This is a genomic window from Pseudomonas sp. LBUM1666 (assembly GCF_059695775.1).
The window spans coordinates 6,216,463-6,239,850 of sequence record NZ_CP166789.1 but is presented as its reverse complement, the minus strand read 5'-3'; the positions used below and the strand labels follow the sequence as shown (position 1 = coordinate 6,239,850).

Here is a 23,388-nt window from a genome sequence, read left to right as displayed (position 1 = left end):
ACACTGGGGTGGTATGCAAGTCGATCTCGATGTCGATGGGACGCAAGTAGCCGGGCTGCCGCGTTTCCAGCAGGCGGTTTTTCAAGGGCGACGATTGCGTCAGTTCGCAATCGGTCTGGGCGCTCTTGCGGCGACAGGTTGGTTGCTGGCGTTTTTTGTCGGGCTGTTTGCGCCGCAGTCGCTTTGGCCTGCGTTGCTGGTCAATCAAAGCGCCGGTTTGCTGGTGCTGGTCGCCGGTTTGCAATCGGCCTGGTGGGTGACGCAGTGGCGTGCACGGGCGTTGAACCCGGTCGTGCAGGTCTTCGTTGCTGACGAAGTTGTTGCTCCGGTGGGCTGGTACGAACGGCTGCTGGATCGGCTCAGCCAGCGATGGCTGCGAATGCTGGTGCAGATCGGCGCCCCGACGCTGTGGCTCGCGGGTTGGTCGCTGTTGACGTTATTGAGCATCCAACAAGTCTGGAACCTTGCACTGCCGCCAACCGCATCGGGATTGTCGGCGAGTGTCGGTGCGGCGCTGTCGTTGTTGCTGGCCTTCGGTTTGCTGGTGCTGGAACGTCAACTGGCGCAGGAAAACGTCGCGCAATGGCCCGAAGCAGCGTCGTTGGCGCAGATGACTCGGGTGGCGATCATCTGCCTGGTACTCAGCGCTTTGTGCCTGTTGTTGGGTAGCGAAACCTCGGTATGGCCGGCGCGTCTGGCGGTGCTGATTGGCTTGCTGCCAGGGTTGGTCGCCGCCGAGCTGCTATTGCGCGCCCTGCTGTCGTTGTTCAGTCCGCAGCGCGAACAACTCGAACCTGCCTTGCTGGCGCGCAGCTTCGTCGCCGACATGCTGCGCTGGCCGCCGCAACCCTTGTTGGCGTTGCAGCACGAATTGCACAACCGCTTCGGCATCGACCTGCGGCAGATCTGGGCCTTCACCTACATGCGTCGGGCGTTTTTTCCGGTGCTGATGGTGGTGGCAATTGTCGGTTGGTCACTCACCGGCATTCACGAAATCCCCATGCAAGGGCGAGGCATCTACGAGCGATTCGGCAAACCGGTAGAGGTATTCGGTCCTGGATTGCACGCAGGTTTGCCCTGGCCTCTGGGCCGAGTGTTGAGCGTCGAGAATGGTGTGGTCCACGAGTTGGCCACCAGTGTTGGCGACACACCGGCGCCGGTCGTGGCCGAACCCGCCGAAGGCCCGGCGCCCTCGATTGCCAATCGCTTGTGGGACGCCAGCCATGTGAACGACAAATCCCAAGTCATTGCCAGCAGTCGAGCCGACAAGCAGAGCTTCCAGATCGTCAACATGGACGTGCGTTTCGTCTACCGCATCGGCCTGAGCGATCAAGCGGCGTTGGCCGCGACCTATAACAGCGCTGACGTCCCGACGCTGATCCGCAGCACCGCCAGCCGGATTCTGGTCCACGATTTCGCTTCGCGAACCCTCGACGGTTTGCTCGGTGAGGACAGGGTAGGGCTCGCCGAAGAGATTGGTCGGGCGGTACAGGCTGACCTGCACAAACTCGACAGCGGCGTGGAAATTCTCGCCACCGTGGTCGAGGCGATTCATCCGCCGGCCGGCGCGGCCAATGCCTATCACGGCGTTCAGGCTGCGCAGATTGGCGCCCAGGCATTGATTTCCCGTGAACGTGGTGCAGCGGCGGAGGCCACGAACCAGGCGCAATTACAGGCCAGCATCGCTCGCGATCAAGCGACGGCCAGCGCTCGTGAAATCAACGCCACCGCACAAGCGGCCGACTTGAGATTTGGTGCCGAGCAAAAGGCCTATGCCAGCGCCGGTCAGGCCTTCGTGCTGGAGCAGTACTTCAGCCAACTGTCCCAGGGCTTGGCCAATGCCAGGTTGCTGGTGCTCGATCATCGTCTGGGCGGCAGCAGTAACGCGCCGACCATCGACCTTCGTACATTCACGCTGCCGGCTGACCCTGCGCCGGCGCGTAAAACCGCCCAGCCAGGAGCTGCCAATTGAGCCAGTCGCACACTCACGATCACGATGACCACACTGGCCACGATCACGGCCATGGCGGGCATCACCACGGACATCACCATCACCACCACGGTGATCCGCAAGAAGCTGGCCCGTTCCCGTGGCGGCGAATGGGCTGGGCGGCGTTGCTGGTGGCGTTCGCCATTGCGGCAGCGAGCCTGGTCCAAGTGCGGTCGGGGGAGGCGACGGTGATCACGCGTTTTGGTAATCCATCGCGGGTATTGCTGGAACCGGGTCTTGGCTGGCGTTGGCCTGCTCCTTTTGAAGCGGCGATTCCTGTCGATCTGCGACTGCGCACCACCTCGAGTGGTTTACAGGATGTGGGTACGCGGGACGGTTTGCGAATCATCGTTCAGGCTTACGTGGCCTGGCAGGTTCAGGGCGATCCGGACAACGTGCAACGCTTCATGCGCGCCGTACAGAATCAGCCGGACGAAGCAGCGCGGCAGATTCGCACGTTTGTTGGCTCTGCTCTGGAAACCACGGCCAGCAGTTTTGATCTGGCTAACCTGGTGAACACCGACGCCAACAAAGTACACATCGCTGATTTTGAAGCGCAGTTGCGTCAGCAAATCGATCAGCAGCTGCTCACGACTTATGGCGTGCGGGTGCTGCAAGTCGGCATCGAGCGTCTGACTTTGCCGTCGGTAACCCTCACGGCCACGGTCGATCGCATGCGTGCCGAGCGTGAAACAATCGCCACCGAACGCACAGCCATCGGTAAGCGCGAAGCGGCGCAAATCCGTTCCGCTGCCGAGCGTGACGCGCGCATCGTGCAGGCCGATGCGACGGTGAAAGCTGCCGATATCGAAGCTCAATCGCGCGTCGAAGCCGCACAGATTTATGGCCGCGCCTACGCCGGGTCGCCACAGCTCTACAACCTGCTTCGCTCCCTCGACACATTAGGCACGATTGTCACGCCCGGAACAAAACTGATTCTGCGTACCGACGCCGCGCCGTTCCGGGTGTTGGTTGACGGTCCGCCGACGCTTGATAACAAGGCCGGGTCGCAGCCATGAAATTAGTTCCACGTGGAACAAATGAGTTAAGCAGTCCCTGGATTCAGGCTGGGCGATTGGCTTTTTTGGCTCTTTACGCCGTGACGGTACTGGCCGCTTTGGTGTGGGCGTTCTCCAATGTGCGGCAGATCGATCCGCAAAATCGCGCGGTGGTTTTGCACTTCGGCGCGCTGGATCGCATCCAGAATGCTGGCCTGCTATTGGCCTGGCCACGTCCATTTGAACAGGTGATTTTGTTGCCCGCGGCGGATCGGGTGATGGAGCGTCGGGTGGAAAATCTGTTGCGCACCGATGCTGCGTTGCAGGCTGACCGAGCGGCGAGTTTCGTTACACCGATCAGCGACGCACTCGCCGGCTCCGGTTATTTGCTCACCGGAGACGCGGGCGTGGTGCAACTGGATGTGCGGGTTTTCTACAAAGTCACCGAGCCGTATGCCTTCGTTCTTCAAGGCGAACATGTGTTGCCGGCATTGGATCGATTGGTGACTCGCAGTGCGGTGGCCCTTACTGCCGCACGAGATCTGGACACCATTCTAGTGGCGCGACCGGAACTCATCGGCGCGGATAAACAGGCTGCCGAAAGACGCGAACGTCTACGCGGCGATCTGGTGCAAGGCATCAATCAGCGCTTGGCTGACCTGACCGCGACCGGGCAGGGGTTGGGCATTGAAGTGGCGCGGGTCGACGTGCAATCGAGTCTGCCCGGCCCGGCGGTCAACGCCTTCAACGCGGTTCTGACCGCCAGTCAACAAGCCGATAAAGCTGTGGCCAATGCTCGCACTGAAGCCGAGAAACTGACTCAGACTGCCAACGAACAAGCCGATCGCACGCTACAAGTCGCTCACGCCCAAGCGAGCGAACGTCTGGCCAAAGCCTCGGCTGACACGGCCACGGTGTTGAGCCTGGCCAAGGCGCAGCAGCAGGGCACCGACCCGCAAATGCTGCTGCGCATCTACCGCGAGCGGATGCCGAAGATTCTCGGTCAGGCCGGCTCGGTGACCACGGTCAATCCGAAAGACGATTCCCGCCTGATCATTCAGGGAGCTGCACAATGACCACCCCAACCGCCGCCGCACCGAGCATGTTGTCCTCGGCTGAACAACGCAGCGCCGCCCGCCAATTGACCCTGGCCATGCTCGCATTGGGCCTGCTCGCGCTCGGTCTGACCTGGCGCTGGTTGTCGCCGGAGCAGACGGGCGTCAGTCAATTGCTGCTGGGCTTTGCTTCGTTATTGGTGGCCGTGCCCGTGATGCGTTCGGCCTGGTACAGCCTGCGCTATCCGAGCTTGCACGGGATCACTGATCAATTGATCGCCTTGGCCATGCTGGGGGCGTGGGCCACGGGTGATCTGCTGACCGCGGCGTTGCTGCCAATCATCATGATCTTCGGCCACGTGCTGGAAGAGCGCAGCGTGATCGGCTCGCAGGAGGCGATTCGCGCCCTCGGCAAACTGACTCGCAGCCATGCGCGCAAGGTTCAGGCCGACGGCTCCATCGTCGAAGTCGATAACGGCACACTGAAGGCCGGCGACCTCGTCGAGGTGCGCGCGGGTGATCGAGTGCCGGCGGATGGTCGGGTGTTGTCTGGTCAGGCGAGTCTGGACACCGCTTCGATTACCGGCGAATCGGTGCCGATGGAGGCGGGCGTCGGCATGCAAGTCTTCGGCGGCGCGATCAACCTCGACGGTTTGCTGCGCATCGAGGTGACTCGCACCGGCAATGAGTCGACCCTCGGCAAAGTCATTGCGCTGATGCAAAGTGCCGAACGTTCCAAACCACCGATCACGCGTTTGCTGGAACGCTACGCTGGCAGCTACATGGTGCTGGTGTTGCTGCTGGCCGCCGTGACCTGGTTCATCACTAACGATGCCCAGGCCATGCTCGCGGTGTTGGTGGCGGCCTGTCCTTGCGCGCTGGTGTTGTCGGCACCGGCCACGGCGATTGCCGGCGTGGCGGTGGCGGCTCGTCACGGGATTCTGATTCGCAGCTCCGCGTTCCTCGAAGAGTTGGCAGACCTGACTTCACTGGTGGTCGACAAGACCGGAACCCTGACCTTTGGCACCTTGCGTTTGCAATCCATCGACAGTCCGCTCGAGGATCGCAGTCACGTCCTTAAACTCGCTGCCAGCCTCGGTTCTGCCAGCAGTCATCCGGTTAGTCGCGCGCTCGCCGGGTTGGTCACCCAGGAACATTTTCTGCTGCTCTCCGACATCCACGAGCGTCAGGGGCTGGGCGTGGTGGCGATGACGGAGCAGGGCGAGGCGGCGCTCGGTCGTCCGGAGTTGTTCACCCAATTGGGTATCGCCACTTCAAATGTCCCCGACCACGATGGCCCGATTGCCGGGCTGGCGCTCAACGGCGAATTCCTCGCCTGGCTGTTGCTGGCCGACAGCGTCAAACCCGAGGCTCGCTTTGCTTTGAGCGAGCTACGTGAATTGGGGTTGGGCCGGCAGTTGCTGCTGACAGGTGATCGGCAAAGCGTCGCGCACACATTGGCGCGAGATGTCGGGATCAGCGACGTTGAAGCTCAAGCGTTGCCGGAGGACAAACTCAATCGTGTTTTGAAAGAAATCGGCAGCGGCTTCCGGCCGATGGTCGTGGGAGATGGGATCAACGATTCGCTGGCGCTCAAGGCCGGTGTGGTCGGCGTAGCCATGGGCGCTGGCGGGGCGGACATCGCGCTGGCCTCGGCCGACATCGTCCTGATCGGCAGCGACCTGCGTCGACTCGGCACGTGTGTGCGCTTGAGTCGCCAATGCCGGCACACGTTGCAGGTTAACGTGATCATCGGTCTGGGCTGGACGCTGGCGATTGTAGCCTTCGCTGCCTTCGGTTGGCTTGGCGCGGCGGGCGCGATGATTGCTGCGCTGCTGCACAATTTCAGTACCTTGCTGGTGTTGGGGAACGCCGGGCGTTTACTGCGTTTTCAGGAACCCTTGCTCAAGCTTAAGGAAGAGGATTGAGTACGCCAGGTGAATGCTCTAAACAGCGCGATCACGGTCGATTTGAAGTTTTCAGAACTGTACGACGAATTCGTAGTCATCTAGGTGAGGGCAATCAGTTTTGTGAATTCGCAACGGTGGGTTCAGCGTTACGAATTATAGAAAAGGGCTATTAATTCGATAGCCAGCTATTTTTCAAGGATGGACTACCCTCACATCAGACGTCTGAAACAAGAGGGTCTGTCCATGCTCGCGCACCTTCCTCCGGCCTTACAGAATCTGCAGCTACCGCTACGCCTGCGACTCTGGGACGGCCATGAATTCAACCTGGGGCCGACGCCTAGCGTCACAATTGTGGTCAAGGACCCACAAATGGTTACCCAGTTCACTCATCCAAGCCTGGACGCGCTCGGAGCGGCGTTTGTCGAAGGTAAACTTGAGCTGGAAGGCTCCATCAGCGACGTGATCCGCGTCTGCGATGAGTGGAGCCAGGCGTTGCTCGGTGACCAGGACAGTCAGCCAGTGCGCACCGCTCACGACAAGGAAACCGACGCCAAGGCGATTTCCTACCACTACGACCTTTCCAATGCGTTTTATCAGCTATGGCTCGACAGTGACATGGCGTATTCCTGCGCCTATTTCGAGACCGGCAGCGAAACGCTGGAACAAGCCCAACAAGCCAAATTCCGCCACTTGTGCCGCAAGCTGCGGCTGCAGCCAGGGGAATATCTGCTGGATGTCGGCTGCGGTTGGGGCGGACTGGCACGGTATGCGGCTCGGGAGTTTGGCGCGAAGGTGTTCGGGATCACACTCAGTAAAGAGCAATTGGAACTTGCCCGTGAACGGGTGACGGCCGAAGGCCTGGACGATCTGGTCGAACTGCAACTGCTCGACTACCGCGACCTGCCTCAGGACGGTCGCTTCGACAAAGTGGTCAGTGTCGGCATGTTCGAACACGTTGGCCACGCCAATCTGGCCGAGTACTGCAAGACCTTGTTCGGTGCGGTGAAAGAGGGTGGCCTGGTGATGAACCACGGCATCACCGCCAAGCGCATCGATGGCCGTCCAGTGGGGCGCGGTGCCGGTGAATTCATCGGGAAGTTTGTGTTCCCAAATGGCGAGCTTCCGCATTTGTCGATGATCTCTGCCGAGATCAGCGAAGCTGGGCTGGAGATTGTCGACGTCGAGAGTCTGCGCCTGCATTACGCGCGTACGCTGGACCATTGGAGCGAACGCCTGGAAGACAATCTGGAAGCTGCTTCCAGGCTGGTGCCAGAGCAGGCCTTACGGATCTGGCGGCTGTACCTGGCGGGATGCGCTTACGCGTTCGCCAAGGGCTGGATCAACTTGCACCAGATCCTGGCTGTGAAAGCTCACCCTGATGGCAGCCATGAACTGCCATGGACGCGAGACGATATCTACAACCCTTAAAGTATCGGTGAAATAAGCCGGGCGATCCGCATGCCGATCTGTTGCAGGCGGTGGGTCTCCCGGCTTTCTTCTTTGGCGATCTCGTGAGCCTGGGCGAAGTCATCGTTGAGCATCTGTTCAACTTCGGCGGCAAACGCGCTGTCGACCGTCAACAACATCACTTCAAAATTCAGCCGGAACGAGCGGTTGTCCAGATTGGCACTGCCAATGGCGCTGATTTCGCTGTCGATCAACACCACTTTCTGATGCAGGAATCCCGGCTCGTAGCGGAACACCCGCACGCCGGCGCGCACGGCTTCGAAGGCATAAAGGCTGGAGGCGGCGTAGACGATTCGATGGTCCGGTCGAGAGGGCAGCAGCAGTCGTACATCCACGCCTCGCAGAACCGCCAGCCTTAACGCTGCGAATACGGCTTCGTCGGGGATGAAATACGGGCTGGTGATCCACACCCGCTCGGTGGCGGCATGGATGGCTTCGACGAAGAATAACGAACAGGTTTCGTAGGAATCCGCCGGACCGCTGGCGAGTAATTGGCAGAGCACCCCGTCGTCCGGGTAAACGTCCGGCAGGATCAGCGGCGGCAATGAGCGGGCAGCCCAAAACCAGTCTTCAGCAAACGATTCCTGCATGCAGGCAACCACCGGCCCGCGCACTTGCACATGGGTATCGCGCCACGGCGCCAGGGGTGGTTTCTCGCCCATGTATTCGTCGCCGACGTTATGCCCACCGACGAAACCCAGTACTCCATCGACCACCACAATCTTGCGGTGGTTGCGGAAGTTGACCTGGAAGCGGTTGAGCCAGCCGCTGCGGGTCGCAAAGGCTTTGACCTCGACGCCGGCATCGCGCAGCGGCTGCACGTAACTGTGAGGCAGGGAATGGCTGCCGATGCGGTCGTACAATAAATAAACCGCCACGCCTTCGGCGGCTTTCTGCAGTAGCAAGGTTTGCAGGCGTTGACCGAGGCGATCGTCGTGGATGATGAAAAACTGAATCAGCACCGCTTCCTTCGCGTTGCGGATGGCTTCAAAAATGGCGTCGAAGGTGGCCTGGCCGTTAATCAGCAAGCGCACTTCGTTGTTCGCCAGGCACGGCATGCGCCCCAGTTTCGGCATGGCCCTCAGGGATGCATAAGCATTTGAGGCGCGAGCAGTCAGCGCCTCTTCTACCCAAGGGCGCCAATTCAGCTCGGAGATAGCCTTGCGCATTTCTTCGTTGGCCTGGCGCCGAGCCTTGATATAACCATCGAAGGTACTGCTGCCGAAGACCAGATAGGGGATGAGCGTGAGGTAGGGAATAAACACCAACGACAGGGCCCAGGCGATCGATCCCTGGGCGGTCCGGACGGTGAGCACGGCGTGGATGGCAGCGATCAGGCCCAGCGTGTGTAGCAGTGCAATCATGTAGCCGAAAATATGCGGTCCAAAGTAATCCATGGGGCAGCCTTGCTCCTGAAGATTCAATGCTTAACAGACCATGTTCCGTGCAGAATGTCGCTATTTAATTGGCCCATGAACCGAAGCCACTGGCTGACGTCTAACGGCCACTACTGATCAGGAGTTACTCGATGAACGTTCGTCTGCTGGGTTTGGCCATGGCTGTTGGTTTGTCACTTCCTGTGGCCGCTCAGGCGCAGATGTTGCAGCCCGGTTTGTGGGAAATGACCACAAGCAACATGAAGGTCGATGACCAGAATCTCCCGGATTTGCAGCTGATCCTTGGCCAGATACAGAGCCAGATGACCCCTGAACAGCGCGCGCAGCTGGAGAAGCAGGGCATCACCATGGGCGGCAAAGGGATTCGGGCTTGCTTGACGCCGGAACAGGTGAAGAGCGACAACATTCCGCTGACCGATCCGCAGTCGGGCTGCAAGCAGGAAATCACCGACCGCACCGGGAATCAGTGGAAATTCCGCTTCAGCTGTCCGAAAGCGCAGGGCACTGGTGTCGCCACTTTCCTCAGTGATCGTGAGTTCACCACTAAGGTTAATGGCACGTTCAACGCCACCGGCATTCAGCAGAAGGGCAGCCTCGATAGCCGCGCTGTGTGGTTGGGGCAGGATTGCGGGACCGTCAAGCCGAGGGCTTAAAAGCTCGCCAGCAGGCCCGCGCCCCTACATGACCGTGTGGGGGCGGGCCTGACTCAACCACTCACACACCGTCTCTACACCCATCCTCCCGAAGTCTTCACCTGTGCGACTACGCACACTGACAAACCCGCCTGCTTCTTCTTTCTCCCCGATCACCACCAGATACGGCACGTGCTGACTGTGCTCGCGAATCTTTTGGCGGACTTTCTCGTGACGCAGATCCGCACGGGCGCGCACGCCACTTCTGCGCAATGCCTCGGTCACCGACTGCGCGTAATCCGCCTGACGTTCGTCCATGCTGACGATCATGACGTGTGGCGGCGTCCGCCAGTTATCAAGCTCCTGTTGGCAGGGCCAGCACGTGCCGTAAATCCGTTGCGGAAATGTACCGCTGATGTGGTCGAGGGTGAACGCTTGCAGCACTCTGGTCGCGGGGACATGCGGGCCAGTGGTTGTAAATTCGAAGTTCCCCAAGCGGTACAGCGGCGTCTTTCCTTGACGGCGAATCGAGTGATTGGTCGCCGCCAGCGTCTGCATGCGAGCCTCGATCAGTGGCAGGTCTGCCTGCGTTAAGGATCGCTCTACAGAAAACTCATGAAAGAACCCGTCGCCCAGCGCCGACCCTGTGTGCAGATGCACCTGTGGATGGAGTTGTTTAACGGCCATGGCCAGCATCAGCGCGCAGGAGCGTCGCAGGATCTCCAGCCCATCGGGCTCTTGAGGCGTGACGATGCTGACCCGGGCATCGGCTTCGATCATGAACTCACAGTCCACCAGGATGCCGTCCACTCGGCCGGCCACCGCCGCTTTTGCCAGTCCGGGTCCAATACTCGCGGCGAGCTCGTACACCGACAGTGGCTGGTCGTATTCACGCAATGAACCATCGCTCAGGGTGATGTGAATCATGTCGGTGCTCTCGAGTGCTAGCGCATAAACCGTAGTGGTAAACCCTGGCAGTTGTCATTAAGACGTTTGTCGTGCCAGGCAATTTGCCCCGACACGATCGTGGTGCTGACGCTGTGCCGGAAACGCTGTCGGGCAAAAGGTGTCCAGCCGCATTGAGACAGAAGCGGCTGCTGAGAAACGGCGACGCCGCCGGGTTCTGGTTTGATCAGAACGAGGTCGGCCCAATAGCCTTCGCGCAGATAACCGCGGTCGGGAATGGCGAACAGATCGGCGACGCGATGACTGGTCTTGGCCACGAGCGTAGTGATCGGCAACACTTCATCCGCGACCAGTTCCAGCAACGCGGGCAGGGCGTGTTGCACCAACGGCAAACCGGAAGGTGCCTGACTGTACGGCCGCTGTTTTTCAGCCCAGGTGTGTGGCGCGTGATCGCTGCCAATCACGTCGAGGCGATGGCTCAGCAATGCTTCGCGCAAGGCATCGCGGTCGGCCTGGGTTTTGATCGCCGGGTTGCACTTGATCAGGTTGCCGAGGCTCGTGTAATCCCGGTCATCGAACAGCAAGTGGTGCAGGCAGACTTCGGCGGTGATGCGTTTCTGGGCGAGCGGCTTGTCTTCGAACAACGCCAGTTCGCGGGCGGTGGTCAGGTGCAAAACGTGCAAACGGGTGCTGTGACGCTTGGCCAGGTCCACGGCCATTGAGGAGGAGCGAAAGCAGGCCTCGGCGTTGCGGATCAGCGGGTGGGCCGCAGCTGGAATGTGTTCGCCGAACAAGTCACGCAGGTTCGCGGCATTGGCGTCGATGCTGGGCGTGTGTTCGCAGTGGGCCAATAAAATGGTCGGCACCTCGGCAAATAACCGCTCGAGAATCCTTGGGTCATCGACCAGCATGTTGCCGGTCGAAGCGCCCATGAACACTTTGACGCCGGCAACTTCACAGGGATTCAGCGTGGCGACGGTATCGAGATTGTCGTTGCTCACGCCGAAATGAAAGCCGTAATTGGCGACTGAGCTGATCGCCGCTCGACGCTTTTTGTCAGCCAGTGCGCTGAGGGTCAGGGTCGCCGGATTGGTGTTGGGCATGTCCATGAAGCTGGTGATGCCACCGGCCACCGCAGCCCGCGATTCGGTGTAGAGGCTGCCCTTGTCTGGCGAGCCTGGATCGCGGAAGTGCACTTGATCGTCGATCATTCCGGGCAGCAGCCATTGCCCTTGTGCGTCGATTTCCACGTCGGCATTTTCACCGTGGATGCTGCTGGCGATCTTCACGATTCGCCCGTTGCTCACCAACAGATCACCGTCAAACTCACGGCCTTCATTCACCAGCCGGGCATTGCGAATCAGCACGCTGCTCATGGTCAGAACTCGTTCTGCAGGGCTTTGTAGCCGCGCACTAGGTCGACGTTGGTGCGCGCCACGTCCTCGGAAAACTCCGAGGCGCTGACGCTCACCGGTGGGAATTGCGACAGATCGGTCTTCGGGCCAATGCGGGTGGTGGAGGGCACATAGAAGTCTTCGGGCAAGTCGCGACCATCGACCACCGAGTTGTGCCGCACCACGCAACCGTCACCGACGACGCAGTTGAACAGCACGCTGTTGAACCCGATAAACACCCGGTCGCCAACCTTGCACGGACCATGAACGATCGAGCGGTGGGCGATGGAACTGAACTCGCCGATGGTCACTGCCGCGCCGGACTTGGAGTGGATCACCACACCATCCTGGATGTTCGAGTTGGCGCCGATGGTGATCGGCTCCATCTTGCCTGAGGCATCCACTTCGTCAGCGCGTATCACCGCGTAAGGACCGACGAAGACGTTCTCGCCGATCACCACCTTGCCGCAGATGATTGCAGTTTTATCCACGTACGCTGACTCGGCAATCAGTGGTAAATCACCCGAAGGATTCTTGCGGATCATGGCTTGCTCAATGCGTCGTACAGGGTCTTGAGGTTGTACTCGAACAACCCGATAAAGGTGCTGGCCGGCCCGGTCGCCGCAAGCGCATCGGAGTACAACGTGCCACCGATGTGCGCGCTGCTTTCATCGGCAATCTGCTTGAGCAGGCGTGCATCCTTGATGTTTTCCATGAACACCGCTTTGACCTTGGCCTGGCGTATCTGGGTGATTAGCGCAGCGACTTCGGCGGCTGACGGTTCGCGCTCAGTGGACAGGCCTTGAGGCGCCATGAAGTCGATGCCATAAGCCTGACCGAGATAACCGAAGGCGCCATGGGACGTCACGATTTTGCGATTGCCCGGTGGCAGCGAACCGAGTTTGGTCTTGGCTTCGGCAAGCAGCGCGTAGATCTGTTTCAGGTAGGCCTGACTGTTGCGTTCGTAGTCGGGTTTGTTCGTCGGGTCGGCGGCAATCAGTGCCTTGGTGATGTTGCTGATATACAGCTCAGCGTTCGCCAGATTGTGCCAAGCGTGCGGGTCGGGAATCGTCTCGCCATCTTCATCCAGGGAGCGCGGGATGACGCCGCGGCTCGCGCTGATCACTGGCGCTTTGGTCTCGGTGCTGGTCACCAGGCGGTCCAGCCATGGCTCGAAACCCAAGCCGTTTTTAATGATGAGTTTGGCTTTGAGCAACGCTTTGGCGTCGTCCGGCGTCGGCTCATACGTGTGAGCATCGGCGTCCGCACCGACCATGTTGGTGATCTGGATATGGTCGCCACCGACTTGATGGGTCATGTCGGCGAGGATGCTGAAACTGGTGACTACCTGAAGTTTTTCCGCAGCAGACAGCGACATCGACAGCAGCAAACTGAACAGCACGAGTAAAGCGCGCATCGGGTAACACCTCATTAGGATGTGAGCAAAGGCGGGCGGCGCAGCAAACCGTGCACCGGTCCGAACACCACGGACAGCAGATACAAACCGCCAGCCACCAGCACGATCGCCGGGCCACTGGGGAGCGAGAAGTAGAACGACAGCAACAATCCGAGCCACACCGAGAGGCAGCCGAGCAGGGCGGCGATGGCCATTAACGTCGGCAAGCGACGACTCCAGAAGCGCGACGCGGCGGCGGGCAACATCATCAAACCGACCACCATCAGCGCGCCGATGGCTTGAAAACCGATCACCAGATTCAGCACCACCAGGGTTAGAAATACGCCGTGAGCCAAGGGACCGAGTCGGCTGACGGTTTGCAGAAAGAGTGGGTCGAGGGTGTCCAGCAACAGCGGTTTGTAGATGAATGCCATGGCGATCAGGCTGCAGCCGGAGACCCAGAGCATGCCCGTCAACGTCGGGCCATCGACCGCCAGTGCCGAGCCAAACAACAGGTGCAACAGGTCCAGACGTTTGCCGGCGATGCCGAGGATCAGCACACCGCAGGCAAGGGAGATCGGGTAGATCGCGGCGAGGCTGGCGTCTTCGCGCAGGCCGGTGCGACGGGTGATCCAGGCGGCGAGTCCGGCCATGCCGAGACCGGCGCCGAGGCCGCCGACGGTCAGCGCCGGCAGACTCAATCCGGCGAACCAGAAGCCCAGCGCGGCCCCTGGCAGAATGCCGTGAGCCACTGCGTCGCCAATCAAACTCATGCGCCGCAGAATCAAAAACACACCCAGCGGTGCGGTGCTACATGCCAGAACCAACCCGCCGAAAAGTGCTCGGCGCATGAACACGAACTCGTGGAACGGTTGCCAAAGATGAGCAGCCGCGAGCATCAGGCCACCCGCGTTTGTGGTTGTTGGTGGATCAGCTCAACGCTCGATCCGAGGACGCAGCCGCTGCTTTTGATCAACAGCGTTTGAGGAATGTGTTGGCGAACGGCGGCCAGGTCATGGCACACGATCACTTGGGTTCGGCCTTCGGCATGCCAGGCATGGATGTGATTCCAGAGCAGCGCCTGGCCGAGTTCGTCGAGGGAGGCGTGGGGTTCGTCGAGCAGCAGCACTGGCGCCTCCGCGAGGCTCAAACGGGCGAGCAGGGCACGCTGTAATTCACCGCCGGACAAGGCCATCAATGGGCGCTGTTCCAGTCCGCTCAGACACCAGTTTTCCAGAACGGCTTTGAGGCGTTGTCTGCGTATCTCGGGAGACTGCGTGCTACCCCAGAAACCGGCGGCCACTAACTCTTCCAAGCTGATGGGGAATTGGCGGTCCAGGTGTTGTTGCTGGGGCAGGAACGAGAGCTTTCCCTTGCGTGGTACATCCAAGATGACTTTGCCGGTCAGCGGTTTTTGCAAACCCGCGATGACTTTCAGCAGACTGCTTTTACCCGAGCCATTGGCACCGATTACGGCGGTCAGACTTCCTTTGGCCAGTTCGAAATCCACGGATGGAGTCAGTGGCTGGCCGGGTGCACCCCAACGCAAGGCTTGGCAATGAATCATGCGGCCTCCCAATTCCAGCGGCTTTCTGCGACGGCATCGTGGGCGTGGAGGCTTTCCGCGTGGATGACTCGTATGTGGAAGGCGTTGATGCCGGGGGAGCGTTTCAGCGCCAGGTTCAAACGTCGTGCGGCGTCTTCGCAGAACATCAGGTTCTGACCGTTGGCCAACGCGAAGGCTTGTTCGTCGGCGCGTTTTACGGCGGTTTGTACGGCGGTGCCGAGGGCTGCTTCAGCGTCGTTGATGATCGCGATCAGCGGCAAGTCATCCAGATAGTCGTCCACTCGAAGCCGCAATTTCGCGTTGCTCCGTTGGCTGTGAGGCGTTGCGACGATGCCTTTTGTGGAGCCGAGCCAAGTCAACACGTCGGCGTGTTGCAGCGGCTTGTTGGCGAAGTCATCGACGAATTGCTGTTGAATCAACTGCCGCGAAAGCGCGGCCGAACACGGACAAGTCGAGGAATAAGGCACGTCGATTTTTAGTTCCACGTGGAACATCGCGTTTTTCAAACGTGCTTCGATGCTCACTGGATAGGTTTTCCAGCCGGCCAATGGACTGACCAGCGCTGGTCTTTTGAGCAGTAAATCGGTGTGAATTTTTAAGTACGCGCTGTTGGACAATCCTTCATGAGTCTTGAGGAAACGTTGCAAAACTTTCCGCAACAAGGTAGGTGTCAGGTTTTCTTGCTCGAGCATTTCAAGCGCCAAGTACAGCCGCGACATATGAATTCCGCGCGCCTCTCCATCATCCAGGCTAACGCCGGCGTCGGCTTTCGCACTCAGTCGTTGGCCATCGAACAAAACAGGAAGAGCAATGCCGCACATGCCCACCCAGTCGAGTGGCAGGGCTTGGCGTGAGGCCTGCGCGGCGATATCCGGCAGAGTCAGCGCATTCATGAGCAGGTCCATCGTGGGAGTCGATTCTGCATGTTATGTTATTACATTAAAATCGACCATGCCTTTTTCATGAACAGGCTTTCATCATGCACAGACGTCACTTGCTCAACCTGATGCTGGCCAGCGCGGCCTTCGCTTTACCGTTTGGCGCCTCGGCCACACAGATTCGCAATGCGCGGCTCTGGCGTTCGGATGACAAGTTGCAATTGGTGTTCGATCTGAGCGGGCCGGTGCAATACAAGACGTTTTCCCTGAGCGCTCCCGAACGGCTGATCATCGATCTGAGTGGTGCCAACCTCAGTGGCGACTTCCGTCAGTTGGTGCTCAGCAACACCGTGATTCGCTCGATACGCTCCGGGCCCCTTCGGCCAGGGCCATCGACTGGTACTCGATCTGAGGATGGCTGCGTCGTTACAAATGGCGGCTGCGCCCAAGCGTCGACAGCGACCAACAGCGAAACGCTTATCAGCGTTATTGTCAGGGCTACACGCATAGGATTTCTCACGGACCGAGCGGGCTTGAGCATCGTGCCCTTTGTCATCATGGGCAAGAGGGGAGTGGCTTGATTGTGTTGTTATACTATAACATCAAGTTAAGCCCGACACTGCGCCCGGGCATCTTTGTGAGGAATACCTGATGCCCAATCGTCTCCCCGTAACCGTCCTGTCTGGCTTTCTCGGCGCTGGCAAAAGCACGCTGCTTAACTACGTGCTGCGTAATCGCGACAACCTGCGCGTCGCCGTGATCGTCAATGATATGAGCGAAATCAACATCGATGGCGGCGAGGTCCAGCGCGATGTCAGCCTGAACCGCGCAGAAGAAAAACTCGTGGAGATGAGCAATGGATGCATCTGCTGCACCTTGCGCGAAGACTTGCTAGAAGAGGTGAGCAAACTCGCCAAGGAGGGTCGCTTTGATTATTTATTGATCGAATCCACCGGCATTTCCGAGCCGCTGCCCGTGGCGGAAACCTTCACCTTCCGCGATGAAGAAGGGCAGAGCCTGGCCGACATCGCCCGGCTCGACACCATGGTCACCGTGGTCGATGGCATGAACTTCCTGATCGACTATCAGGCCGCCGAAAGCCTCGCATCCCGTGGTGAAACCTTGGGTGAAGAGGACGAACGCTCGATCACCGACCTGTTGATCGAGCAGATCGAATTCGCCGACGTGATTCTGATCAGCAAGATCGACTTGATCAGCAGCAGCGAACGCCAGGAGCTGATCGCGATCCTTGAGCGGCTTAACGCCCAGGCGGAAATCATCCCGATGGTCATGGGCGAAATTCCCTTGGCGAAGATCCTGAATACCGGTCGTTTCGACTTCGAGAAGGCCGCCCAGGCGCCGGGCTGGCTACAGGAATTGCGTGGCGAACACGTGCCCGAAACCGAGGAATACGGCATTGCCTCGACAGCCTACCGAGCACGCCGACCGTTTCATCCGCAGCGCTTTTTCAGCTTCATCGACCGCCCGTGGGTGAACGGAAAACTGCTGCGCTCCAAGGGTTTCTTCTGGCTAGCCAGCAAGCATATGGACGCCGGTAGCTGGTCCCAGGCGGGCGGACTGATGCGCCATGGTTTCGCCGGGCGCTGGTGGCGTTTCGTGCCGAAAGCCCAGTGGCCGCAGGACGAAGAAAGCACCGCTGGGATCATGGAAAACTGGACCGCAGCCAGCGGCGATTGCCGCCAGGAACTGGTGTTCATCGGCCAGAACATCGACTTCGCGCAACTCACCAACGAACTCGACAATTGCCTGCTGACCGACGATGAAATGGCGTTAGGCGCCGAGGGCTGGCGATTGCTGCCAGATCCATTTGGCCCGTGGCATGAAGAGGCGGCAGCCTGATGTTGGCACCCAGTCTGAAACTGCGGCCGATCATTCATCAGGTTCAAGGCGAGACGCCGCAAGCGCTCACCCGAATACTGGATGACGGCGTAAACCTCGCCGTTTGGCAGCGCCAACTGCCGGCGCACATCGCTGATTTCGGGAGTTTGTTGCTGTCCCTGAACGAGCCGTTGGCGGAGTCGCTGGTCCTGGAACTGCCCAGCGACGATACCGAACCCAATCTTCACGGATTAGCCTCAGGTTTCAGCGATCTCGAAGGTTACGAAGGTTTCATCGCCGACGTCTCCTGGCTGGTCAGTGCTTTCGCCTGTTTGATGGGCGCCAAGCGTGTCGGCCTGCGCCTGCGGGTCCTGGACAAGGCCATGTGCCCGCGTTTCCACGTCGATCATGTGCCGGTGCGGTTGATCACCACGTATTCCGGGATCGGCAGCCAGTGGCTGAAGGAAGGTGCGATGGATCGCCGGCACCTGGGCAAAGCCGAAGCCGAACCTCAGGGCGGTCCGCTGATCGAGCAGATCGTCAGCGGCGAAGTCGCGTTGCTCAAAGGCGAGAAATGGCATGGCAACGAAGGCTTCGGCCTTATTCACCGCTCGCCACAGCTTGCGTCCGGTGAGCGGCGGCTGATCCTGACGCTCGACTGGCTAAGCTAGCGGCTCACGGTTTGAGCCAGGTTCCCTGGCTCTGGGCTTCGCAAAACGGCTTCAAATACGCCGCATCCGTGGCTACGCCGTAATAGTGAATATCCTGCCGGTAAGGCATATTGGCGACTTGGGCGTTGCTACACACGCCGAACGCGCCGGTGGGGCATTGGTCGACGTACTGCACCTCGACTTTCTGGCCAGGAAGGTTCGGCTGGCAGAAACCATCGGCGAATAGCTTTTCCGGGATGTTGCGGTTCTGCTGGCAGACTTTCACGTCGAGTCGCGCAGCCGTGCTATGTACCACGCAAGCCTGGGCCAGCGCTTCACCTGAAGTGAGCGCCAGGAGCAACGACAATCCCATTAACCGCATCCTTTACCTCCTCAGAAAACTTCGACCATGTTGCAGAACATTCCCACGCACGTCATTGCTGGCCCATTGGGTGCCGGCAAGACCAGCCTGATCAAGCACCTGCTGGCGCAGCGGCCGGCGAATGAGCGTTGGGCGGTGCTGATCAACGAGTTCGGCCAGATCGGCCTCGACGCTGCGTTGCTGACCCGGGACGCCGATGGTATCGCACTGGGTGAAGTGGCCGGGGGCTGTTTGTGTTGCGTGAATGGTGCGCCGTTTCAGATCGGCCTCGGGCGTTTGCTGCGCAAGGCGCGGCCGGATCGGCTGTTCATCGAGCCCTCCGGGCTGGGGCATCCGGCGCAATTGCTCAGGCAATTGAGTGAGGCGCCGTGGCAAGGCGTGTTGGCTGTTCAACCCTGCGTGCTGGTGCTGGACGCCCAGGCACTTGCTGCCGGTAAACCGCTGCCGGTGGCGCAACAGGAAGCGCTCAAGAGCGCCGGGTTGTTGCTGATGAATAAAGCCGAAAATATCGACGACGCTGATCGCCAGCGAATCGCCGCACAGTTGCCGGCGCGTCCGTTGTACTGGACGCAGCAAGCCGCGTTGCCATTGAGTGAGCTACCAGGGCTTGGGGTTCAGGCTGTAGCGGGTGTGGATAACTTCGTTGCGCCCAAAGGATTGGCACAGCTGCCAGCCATCTGGACCGATCCCACGCTGCCAATTTGCTTGAGCCAGGAACAGGAGGGCGGCTGGAGTGTTGGGTGGCGTTGGCATCCAAGTCAGACTTTCGATGCGACGCTCCTTGGCCGCTGGCTTGAAAGCCTTGCCTGGCGGCGGGCGAAGCTGGTTATCCACAGCGTCGATGGGTGGGTTTCGGTGAATGCGCTGGAAAACGCGGTGCTGGACTGGCAGCCCAGCGAATGGCGGCGTGATTCGCGCATCGAGCTGATTTTCAGTGAGCCGCAGAATGTTGATTCATTGCAAAGAGATCTAGCCGACTGCCGGTCGAGCAAGATTTAAATCAAGGACGCCATTTAGTGTGTTCTTGCCGCCACTGGCTCATCTCGATCACCTCGGCGCGCGGTTTCACTACATCGGCCACCGCAGGCGTGTCGTCGAACGGCATCGGGTAGGGCGCCAGCTCAATCTGCGCACTGTGGGCGCCGAACTGGGTGATGGTGCCGTTGTGACGGCTTTCACCGGTCACGGTGAATTCGAAGTTATACACACGGGCGAGGCGCCGCCGGCCGTTGGCGTCTTTAATGAACGCGATCTTCTTCAAGGCCACGTTGCCGTCCAGCAGCTCGATTCCGAGCTTTGCGCAATGCAGCTTGACCCGCTCCAGCGCGCGCTCGCGCAGGCCATGGTTGTGCCACAACCACGCGCCACCGGTGGCAAGCAGCATCAGGACGAAGATATTTCCAAGGGTCAGCATCAACACGTTGCTCCAACAAGATAGTGTCAGCTTAACTGCGTCGCCGGTCTGTCGTACAGGCTGCGTTTAGTCGCATACTGCGCGGCTTGAATTTCAATCGTTTGACGGAAAACCCACCGCATGAAACGTACGCCCCATCTGCTCGCCATCCAGTCCCACGTGGTGTTCGGCCACGCTGGCAACAGCGCCGCGGTTTTCCCGATGCAGCGGGTCGGGGTGAATGTCTGGCCGCTCAATACCGTGCAGTTCTCCAACCACACCCAGTACGGCCAATGGGCCGGTGAAGTGCTCGCGCCGCATCAGATTCCCGACCTGGTCGAAGGCATCGCGGCGATTGGCGAACTGGGCAACTGCGACGCCGTGCTGTCTGGCTATCTCGGCAGTGCTGCCCAGGGTCGGGCGATCCTGACGGGGGTGGCGCGGATCAAGTCGATGAATCCCAAGGCACTGTATCTGTGTGACCCGGTGATGGGCCATCCGGAGAAGGGTTGCAGCGTGCCGGCGGAAGTCAGCGATTTCCTGCTGGAGGAGGCGGCTGCCGTGGCGGACTTCATGTGCCCGAACCAGCTGGAGCTGGACAGCTTTTCGGGGCGCAAGCCGCAATCGTTGTTCGATTGCCTGGCCATGGCGCGAGCGCTGCTGGCGCGTGGTCCGAAGGCAGTGCTGGTCAAGCATCTGGACTATCCCGGTAAACCGGGGGATGTTTTCGAGATGTTGCTGGTGACGGCCGAAGACAGCTGGCATCTGCGCCGTCCGCTGCTGGCGTTCCCGCGTCAGCCGGTGGGCGTCGGCGACCTGACCTCCGGACTGTTTCTGGCTCGCGTGCTGTTGGGTGATAGCCTGGTGGCGGCTTTCGAATTCGCCGCGTCGGCGGTACATGAGGTGCTGCTGGAAACCCAGGCTTGCTCCAGCTATGAGCTGGAACTGGTACGGGCTCAGGACCGGATTTCCCACCCGCGGGTCCGGTTCGAAGCAACGGCGATCAGTTTGTAACAACATTCGTGGAAAAAAATCGCAGCCTTTGCGCTGGCTGCGACTTTGTCGATATCAGGCGTCGCCCTTGATGTCCTGATAGCGCTTTTCCAGCTCCTGACGAATCTGCCGACGTTGCTGGGCCTGCATGAAGCGGCGTTTGTCTTCGCTGTTCTGCGGTTGCAGTGGCGGGACAGCAGCCGGTTTTCGGTCGTCATCCACTGCGACCATGGTGAAGAAGCAGCTGTTGGTGTGGCGCACTGAGCGCTCACGGATGTTTTCGGTCACCACCTTGATGCCCACCTCCATGGAGGTGTTGCCGGTGTAGTTCACCGAGGCCAGAAAGGTCACCAGTTCGCCGACATGAATCGGCTCGCGGAAAATCACTTGGTCCACCGACAGGGTCACCACGTAGCGGCCGGCATAACGGCTGGCGCACGCGTAGGCCACTTCGTCGAGGTATTTGAGCAAGGTACCGCCGTGGACATTGCCAGAGAAGTTGGCCATGTCGGGGGTCATCAATACCGTCATCGACAGTTGTGCGTTTCCGGGTTCCATAGCGTTCTCACGGTTCAAGGCAGAATTTCGGGAGGGCGGCACCTCTGCGGGGGCCTCGTCAGCTTTTTCAAACCAACAGTTATCGGGACGCCGGGCGGGTGGCTGCCGTCACGCCCGGATCGATCTGTTTCCATATATTGCACCGCCTTTGCAGCGGAAGTCGTGGTGTTAACCTCCAAAAGTCCCCCTTAAGGAGCCCCACACCATGCATGCCATCAGTTTTATTCAGGATTTGGCAGTGATCATGTTGATCGCAGGTGTGGTGACCGTGCTGTTCCATCGCTTCAAACAACCGGTGGTACTCGGTTACATCGTCGCCGGATTCATCATCGGCCCGCATACCCCGCCGTTCAGCCTGATCCACGATGAAGAAACCATCAAAACCCTCGCCGAACTCGGGGTGATTTTCCTGATGTTCTGTCTGGGCCTGGAGTTCAGCCTGCGCAAGCTGTTCAAGGTCGGCGCCACAGCGTTCATTGCGGCGTTCCTGGAAATCGTGCTGATGATCTGGATCGGCTACGAAATTGGTCGCTGGTTCGATTGGAACACCATGGACTCGCTGTTCCTTGGCGCGATCCTGGCGATTTCCTCAACCACCATCATCGTCAAGGCGCTCAACGATCTGAAGATGAAGAACGAGCGCTTCGCACAGCTGATTTTCGGCGTACTGATCGTTGAAGACATCCTTGGCATCGGCATCATCGCCTTGCTGTCGAGCATCGCGGTCAGCGGCACGGTCAGTTCTGGCGAAGTGTTTTCCACGGTCGGCAAGCTCTCACTGTTCATGATCGTCGCACTGGTTATCGGCATCCTGTTGGTGCCGCGATTACTGGCGTACGTGGCGAAGTTCGAAAGCAATGAAATGCTGCTGATCACTGTATTGGGGCTGTGTTTCGGCTTCTGTTTACTGGTGGTCAAACTTGAGTACAGCATGGTGCTCGGTGCCTTCCTGATTGGCGCGATCATGGCTGAATCCCGGCAATTGCTGAAAATCGAGCGCTTGATCGAACCGGTTCGCGATCTGTTCAGTGCGATCTTCTTTGTCGCCATTGGGCTGATGCTCGATCCGATGATCTTGCTGCAATATGCATGGCCGATTGCGGTGATCACCGTGGCCGTGGTGCTGGGCAAAATGTTCTCTTGCGGCCTTGGCGCCTTTATCGCTGGCAATGATGGACGCACCTCACTTCGAGTCGGGATGGGGCTTTCGCAGATTGGCGAATTTTCTTTCATCATCGCGGCGCTGGGCATGACGTTGCAGGTCACCAGCAACTTCCTTTACCCGGTCGCCGTTGCCGTCTCGGTGATCACCACGTTGCTGACGCCTTACCTGATCCGAGCGGCTGATCCGCTGTCGATCAAGCTTGCCGCGGTGATGCCGAAGCGACTGGGCAGGGTATTGGGGATGTACGGCGAATGGCTGCGCAGCATCCAGCCTCAGGGCGAGGGCGCGCTGTTGGCGTCGATGATTCGGCGGATTCTGTTACAGGTGGGCGTCAATCTGGCGTTGGTGATTGCGATCTTCTTCTCGGGCGCTTATTTCGCCGAGCGCATGTCCACTTACCTGCAAGACTGGATCAGCGACCCGAGCTGGCAGAAAGCGTTGATTTGGGGCGGAGCGTTGCTGTTGTCGCTACCGTTCCTGATCGCCGCCTATCGCAAGCTCAAGGCGCTGTCGATGCTGTTGGCGGAGATGGGCGTGAAGCCGGAGATGGCCGGTCGCCACACGCAGCGAGTGCGTCGGGTGATCGCCGAAGTGATCCCGATCCTCTCGCTGCTGGTGATTTTTCTGCTGCTGGCAGCCTTGTCGGCCAGTATTCTGCCGACCAACAAGTTGCTGGTGCTGATCGTCGTCGTCGCGGCCGCCGTGGCGGCTCTGCTTTGGCGCTGGTTCATTCGCGTGCACACGCGCATGCAAGTGGCCTTGCTGGAAACCCTGGACAACCACAAGGATTTGTCCGGGCATTGACCACGCGGAGCGTC

Annotated in this window: 22 protein-coding genes and 1 pseudogene; 12 read left to right on the top strand and 11 right to left on the bottom strand. The window is 59.7% G+C overall.

Translation table 11 applies throughout. From position 1 onward, the window contains the following. Positions 1 to 13: 13 nt before the first annotated feature. From hflK (ACA056_RS28840) to cfaB, 5 genes are all read left to right on the top strand, one after another. Positions 14 to 1,972, top strand: coding sequence for a protease modulator HflK (gene hflK / locus ACA056_RS28840; protein WP_497273609.1), 1,959 nt, complete (start codon positions 14 to 16; stop codon positions 1,970 to 1,972). Further along, on the top strand, positions 1,969 to 3,009 hold the full coding sequence (gene hflC, locus ACA056_RS28835; RefSeq protein WP_429533197.1) for a protease modulator HflC: 1,041 nt from the start codon (positions 1,969 to 1,971) through the stop codon (positions 3,007 to 3,009). Before hflK (ACA056_RS28840) ends, hflC begins: the two co-directional genes overlap by 4 nt. Next, positions 3,006 to 4,064: a protease modulator HflK gene (gene hflK, locus ACA056_RS28830; RefSeq protein ID WP_497269531.1), complete on the top strand. Its 1,059-nt coding sequence runs from the start codon at positions 3,006 to 3,008 to the stop codon at positions 4,062 to 4,064. Before hflC ends, hflK (ACA056_RS28830) begins: the two co-directional genes overlap by 4 nt. Next, complete coding sequence (locus ACA056_RS28825; RefSeq protein ID WP_497269529.1) at positions 4,061 to 5,971, top strand: cation-translocating P-type ATPase; 1,911 nt, start codon at positions 4,061 to 4,063, stop codon at positions 5,969 to 5,971. Before hflK (ACA056_RS28830) ends, ACA056_RS28825 begins: the two co-directional genes overlap by 4 nt. 225 nt (positions 5,972 to 6,196) lie before the next feature. Then, positions 6,197 to 7,381 (top strand): C17 cyclopropane fatty acid synthase CfaB, encoded by a 1,185-nt coding sequence (cfaB, locus tag ACA056_RS28820; protein ID WP_497269527.1) that lies wholly within the window; start codon positions 6,197 to 6,199, stop codon positions 7,379 to 7,381. Here the strand turns inward: cfaB and cls are convergent. After that, positions 7,378 to 8,817 (bottom strand): cardiolipin synthase, encoded by a 1,440-nt coding sequence (gene cls, locus ACA056_RS28815; RefSeq protein WP_497269525.1) that lies wholly within the window; start codon positions 8,815 to 8,817, stop codon positions 7,378 to 7,380. The two genes, cfaB and cls, sit on opposite strands and share 4 nt — an antisense overlap. Positions 8,818 to 8,948: 131 nt before the next feature. On the opposite strand from cls, the gene ACA056_RS28810 reads away from it, so the two are divergent. After that, complete coding sequence (locus tag ACA056_RS28810; protein ID WP_497269523.1) at positions 8,949 to 9,470, top strand: DUF3617 domain-containing protein; 522 nt, start codon at positions 8,949 to 8,951, stop codon at positions 9,468 to 9,470. A 24-nt stretch (positions 9,471 to 9,494) separates the two neighbouring features. Here ACA056_RS28810 and ACA056_RS28805 read toward each other — a convergent pair whose 3' ends face one another. From ACA056_RS28805 to folE2, 7 genes are read right to left on the bottom strand one after another with little or no spacing between them, the layout of a single operon-like run. Further along, the gene (locus ACA056_RS28805) at positions 9,495 to 10,376 is read right to left on the bottom strand and encodes a His/Gly/Thr/Pro-type tRNA ligase C-terminal domain-containing protein (RefSeq protein ID WP_497269521.1); all 882 of its coding nucleotides are present in this window, start codon (positions 10,374 to 10,376) and stop codon (positions 9,495 to 9,497) included. Between the two features lie 17 nt (positions 10,377 to 10,393). Beyond that, entirely contained in the window at positions 10,394 to 11,731 is a 1,338-nt protein-coding gene (locus ACA056_RS28800) for a dihydroorotase (protein WP_497269519.1), read from the bottom strand. A 2-nt stretch (positions 11,732 to 11,733) separates the two neighbouring features. Further along, positions 11,734 to 12,294: a gamma carbonic anhydrase family protein gene (locus tag ACA056_RS28795; protein ID WP_497269517.1), complete on the bottom strand. Its 561-nt coding sequence runs from the start codon at positions 12,292 to 12,294 to the stop codon at positions 11,734 to 11,736. Further along, positions 12,291 to 13,166, bottom strand: a complete 876-nt coding sequence (locus ACA056_RS28790; RefSeq protein ID WP_497269515.1) for a metal ABC transporter substrate-binding protein — start codon at positions 13,164 to 13,166, stop codon at positions 12,291 to 12,293. Before ACA056_RS28790 ends, ACA056_RS28795 begins: the two co-directional genes overlap by 4 nt. 14 nt (positions 13,167 to 13,180) lie before the next feature. After that, positions 13,181 to 14,044, bottom strand: coding sequence for a metal ABC transporter permease (locus ACA056_RS28785; RefSeq protein WP_497269513.1), 864 nt, complete (start codon positions 14,042 to 14,044; stop codon positions 13,181 to 13,183). Next, positions 14,044 to 14,712, bottom strand: a complete 669-nt coding sequence (locus ACA056_RS28780; RefSeq protein ID WP_497269511.1) for a metal ABC transporter ATP-binding protein — start codon at positions 14,710 to 14,712, stop codon at positions 14,044 to 14,046. The genes ACA056_RS28785 and ACA056_RS28780 overlap by 1 nt, the downstream gene beginning before the upstream one ends. Next, positions 14,709 to 15,605, bottom strand: a complete 897-nt coding sequence (gene folE2 / locus ACA056_RS28775) for a GTP cyclohydrolase FolE2 (protein WP_497269509.1) — start codon at positions 15,603 to 15,605, stop codon at positions 14,709 to 14,711. Before folE2 ends, ACA056_RS28780 begins: the two co-directional genes overlap by 4 nt. 86 nt (positions 15,606 to 15,691) lie before the next feature. Here folE2 and ACA056_RS28770 point away from each other — a divergent pair. The 3 genes and pseudogenes from ACA056_RS28770 to ACA056_RS28760 all read left to right on the top strand — a co-directional run. Beyond that, a pseudogene (locus tag ACA056_RS28770) lies at positions 15,692 to 16,040 on the top strand (AMIN domain-containing protein); the annotation flags it as partial. A gap of 201 nt (positions 16,041 to 16,241) precedes the next feature. Further along, on the top strand, positions 16,242 to 17,450 hold the full coding sequence (zigA, locus tag ACA056_RS28765) for a zinc metallochaperone GTPase ZigA (RefSeq protein WP_497269507.1): 1,209 nt from the start codon (positions 16,242 to 16,244) through the stop codon (positions 17,448 to 17,450). Then, the gene (locus ACA056_RS28760; RefSeq protein ID WP_497269505.1) at positions 17,450 to 18,100 is read left to right on the top strand and encodes a DUF1826 domain-containing protein; all 651 of its coding nucleotides are present in this window, start codon (positions 17,450 to 17,452) and stop codon (positions 18,098 to 18,100) included. The genes zigA and ACA056_RS28760 overlap by 1 nt, the downstream gene beginning before the upstream one ends. Positions 18,101 to 18,104: 4 nt before the next feature. Here ACA056_RS28760 and ACA056_RS28755 read toward each other — a convergent pair whose 3' ends face one another. Continuing rightward, positions 18,105 to 18,461 (bottom strand): hypothetical protein, encoded by a 357-nt coding sequence (locus tag ACA056_RS28755; protein WP_008156668.1) that lies wholly within the window; start codon positions 18,459 to 18,461, stop codon positions 18,105 to 18,107. 27 nt (positions 18,462 to 18,488) lie between these two features. On the opposite strand from ACA056_RS28755, the gene ACA056_RS28750 reads away from it, so the two are divergent. Continuing rightward, positions 18,489 to 19,460, top strand: coding sequence for a CobW family GTP-binding protein (locus ACA056_RS28750; RefSeq protein ID WP_497269503.1), 972 nt, complete (start codon positions 18,489 to 18,491; stop codon positions 19,458 to 19,460). A gap of 1 nt (position 19,461) precedes the next feature. On the opposite strand, the gene ACA056_RS28745 is transcribed toward ACA056_RS28750, so the two are convergent. Continuing rightward, the gene (locus tag ACA056_RS28745; protein ID WP_348125050.1) at positions 19,462 to 19,875 is read right to left on the bottom strand and encodes a DUF3301 domain-containing protein; all 414 of its coding nucleotides are present in this window, start codon (positions 19,873 to 19,875) and stop codon (positions 19,462 to 19,464) included. A gap of 120 nt (positions 19,876 to 19,995) precedes the next feature. On the opposite strand from ACA056_RS28745, the gene pdxY reads away from it, so the two are divergent. Further along, the gene (pdxY, locus tag ACA056_RS28740; protein WP_201184571.1) at positions 19,996 to 20,868 is read left to right on the top strand and encodes a pyridoxal kinase PdxY; all 873 of its coding nucleotides are present in this window, start codon (positions 19,996 to 19,998) and stop codon (positions 20,866 to 20,868) included. Positions 20,869 to 20,922: 54 nt separating this feature from the next. On the opposite strand, the gene ACA056_RS28735 is transcribed toward pdxY, so the two are convergent. Then, a complete protein-coding gene (locus ACA056_RS28735) occupies positions 20,923 to 21,405 on the bottom strand; it encodes an acyl-CoA thioesterase (protein WP_074872148.1) in 483 nt (160 codons plus the stop codon). A 205-nt stretch (positions 21,406 to 21,610) separates the two neighbouring features. Between ACA056_RS28735 and ACA056_RS28730 the strand changes: the two genes are divergently transcribed. Then, positions 21,611 to 23,374: a cation:proton antiporter gene (locus ACA056_RS28730; RefSeq protein WP_497269500.1), complete on the top strand. Its 1,764-nt coding sequence runs from the start codon at positions 21,611 to 21,613 to the stop codon at positions 23,372 to 23,374. Positions 23,375 to 23,388 lie beyond the last annotated feature (14 nt).

Coding starts and splice junctions, on each gene's coding strand:
- hflK (WP_497273609.1), top strand. CDS start 14: ATGCAAGTCGATCTCGATGTCGATGGGACGCAAGTAGCCGGGCTGCCG.
- hflK (WP_497269531.1), top strand. CDS start 3,006: ATGAAATTAGTTCCACGTGGAACAAATGAGTTAAGCAGTCCCTGGATT.
- ACA056_RS28825 (WP_497269529.1), top strand. CDS start 4,061: ATGACCACCCCAACCGCCGCCGCACCGAGCATGTTGTCCTCGGCTGAA.
- cfaB (WP_497269527.1), top strand. CDS start 6,197: ATGCTCGCGCACCTTCCTCCGGCCTTACAGAATCTGCAGCTACCGCTA.
- cls (WP_497269525.1), bottom strand. CDS start 8,817: ATGGATTACTTTGGACCGCATATTTTCGGCTACATGATTGCACTGCTA.
- ACA056_RS28810 (WP_497269523.1), top strand. CDS start 8,949: ATGAACGTTCGTCTGCTGGGTTTGGCCATGGCTGTTGGTTTGTCACTT.
- ACA056_RS28805 (WP_497269521.1), bottom strand. CDS start 10,376: ATGATTCACATCACCCTGAGCGATGGTTCATTGCGTGAATACGACCAG.
- ACA056_RS28800 (WP_497269519.1), bottom strand. CDS start 11,731: ATGAGCAGCGTGCTGATTCGCAATGCCCGGCTGGTGAATGAAGGCCGT.
- ACA056_RS28795 (WP_497269517.1), bottom strand. CDS start 12,294: ATGATCCGCAAGAATCCTTCGGGTGATTTACCACTGATTGCCGAGTCA.
- ACA056_RS28790 (WP_497269515.1), bottom strand. CDS start 13,166: ATGCGCGCTTTACTCGTGCTGTTCAGTTTGCTGCTGTCGATGTCGCTG.
- ACA056_RS28785 (WP_497269513.1), bottom strand. CDS start 14,044: ATGCTCGCGGCTGCTCATCTTTGGCAACCGTTCCACGAGTTCGTGTTC.
- ACA056_RS28780 (WP_497269511.1), bottom strand. CDS start 14,712: ATGATTCATTGCCAAGCCTTGCGTTGGGGTGCACCCGGCCAGCCACTG.
- folE2 (WP_497269509.1), bottom strand. CDS start 15,605: ATGAATGCGCTGACTCTGCCGGATATCGCCGCGCAGGCCTCACGCCAA.
- zigA (WP_497269507.1), top strand. CDS start 16,242: ATGCCCAATCGTCTCCCCGTAACCGTCCTGTCTGGCTTTCTCGGCGCT.
- ACA056_RS28760 (WP_497269505.1), top strand. CDS start 17,450: ATGTTGGCACCCAGTCTGAAACTGCGGCCGATCATTCATCAGGTTCAA.
- ACA056_RS28755 (WP_008156668.1), bottom strand. CDS start 18,461: ATGCGGTTAATGGGATTGTCGTTGCTCCTGGCGCTCACTTCAGGTGAA.
- ACA056_RS28750 (WP_497269503.1), top strand. CDS start 18,489: ATGTTGCAGAACATTCCCACGCACGTCATTGCTGGCCCATTGGGTGCC.
- ACA056_RS28745 (WP_348125050.1), bottom strand. CDS start 19,875: ATGCTGACCCTTGGAAATATCTTCGTCCTGATGCTGCTTGCCACCGGT.
- pdxY (WP_201184571.1), top strand. CDS start 19,996: ATGAAACGTACGCCCCATCTGCTCGCCATCCAGTCCCACGTGGTGTTC.
- ACA056_RS28735 (WP_074872148.1), bottom strand. CDS start 21,405: ATGGAACCCGGAAACGCACAACTGTCGATGACGGTATTGATGACCCCC.
- ACA056_RS28730 (WP_497269500.1), top strand. CDS start 21,611: ATGCATGCCATCAGTTTTATTCAGGATTTGGCAGTGATCATGTTGATC.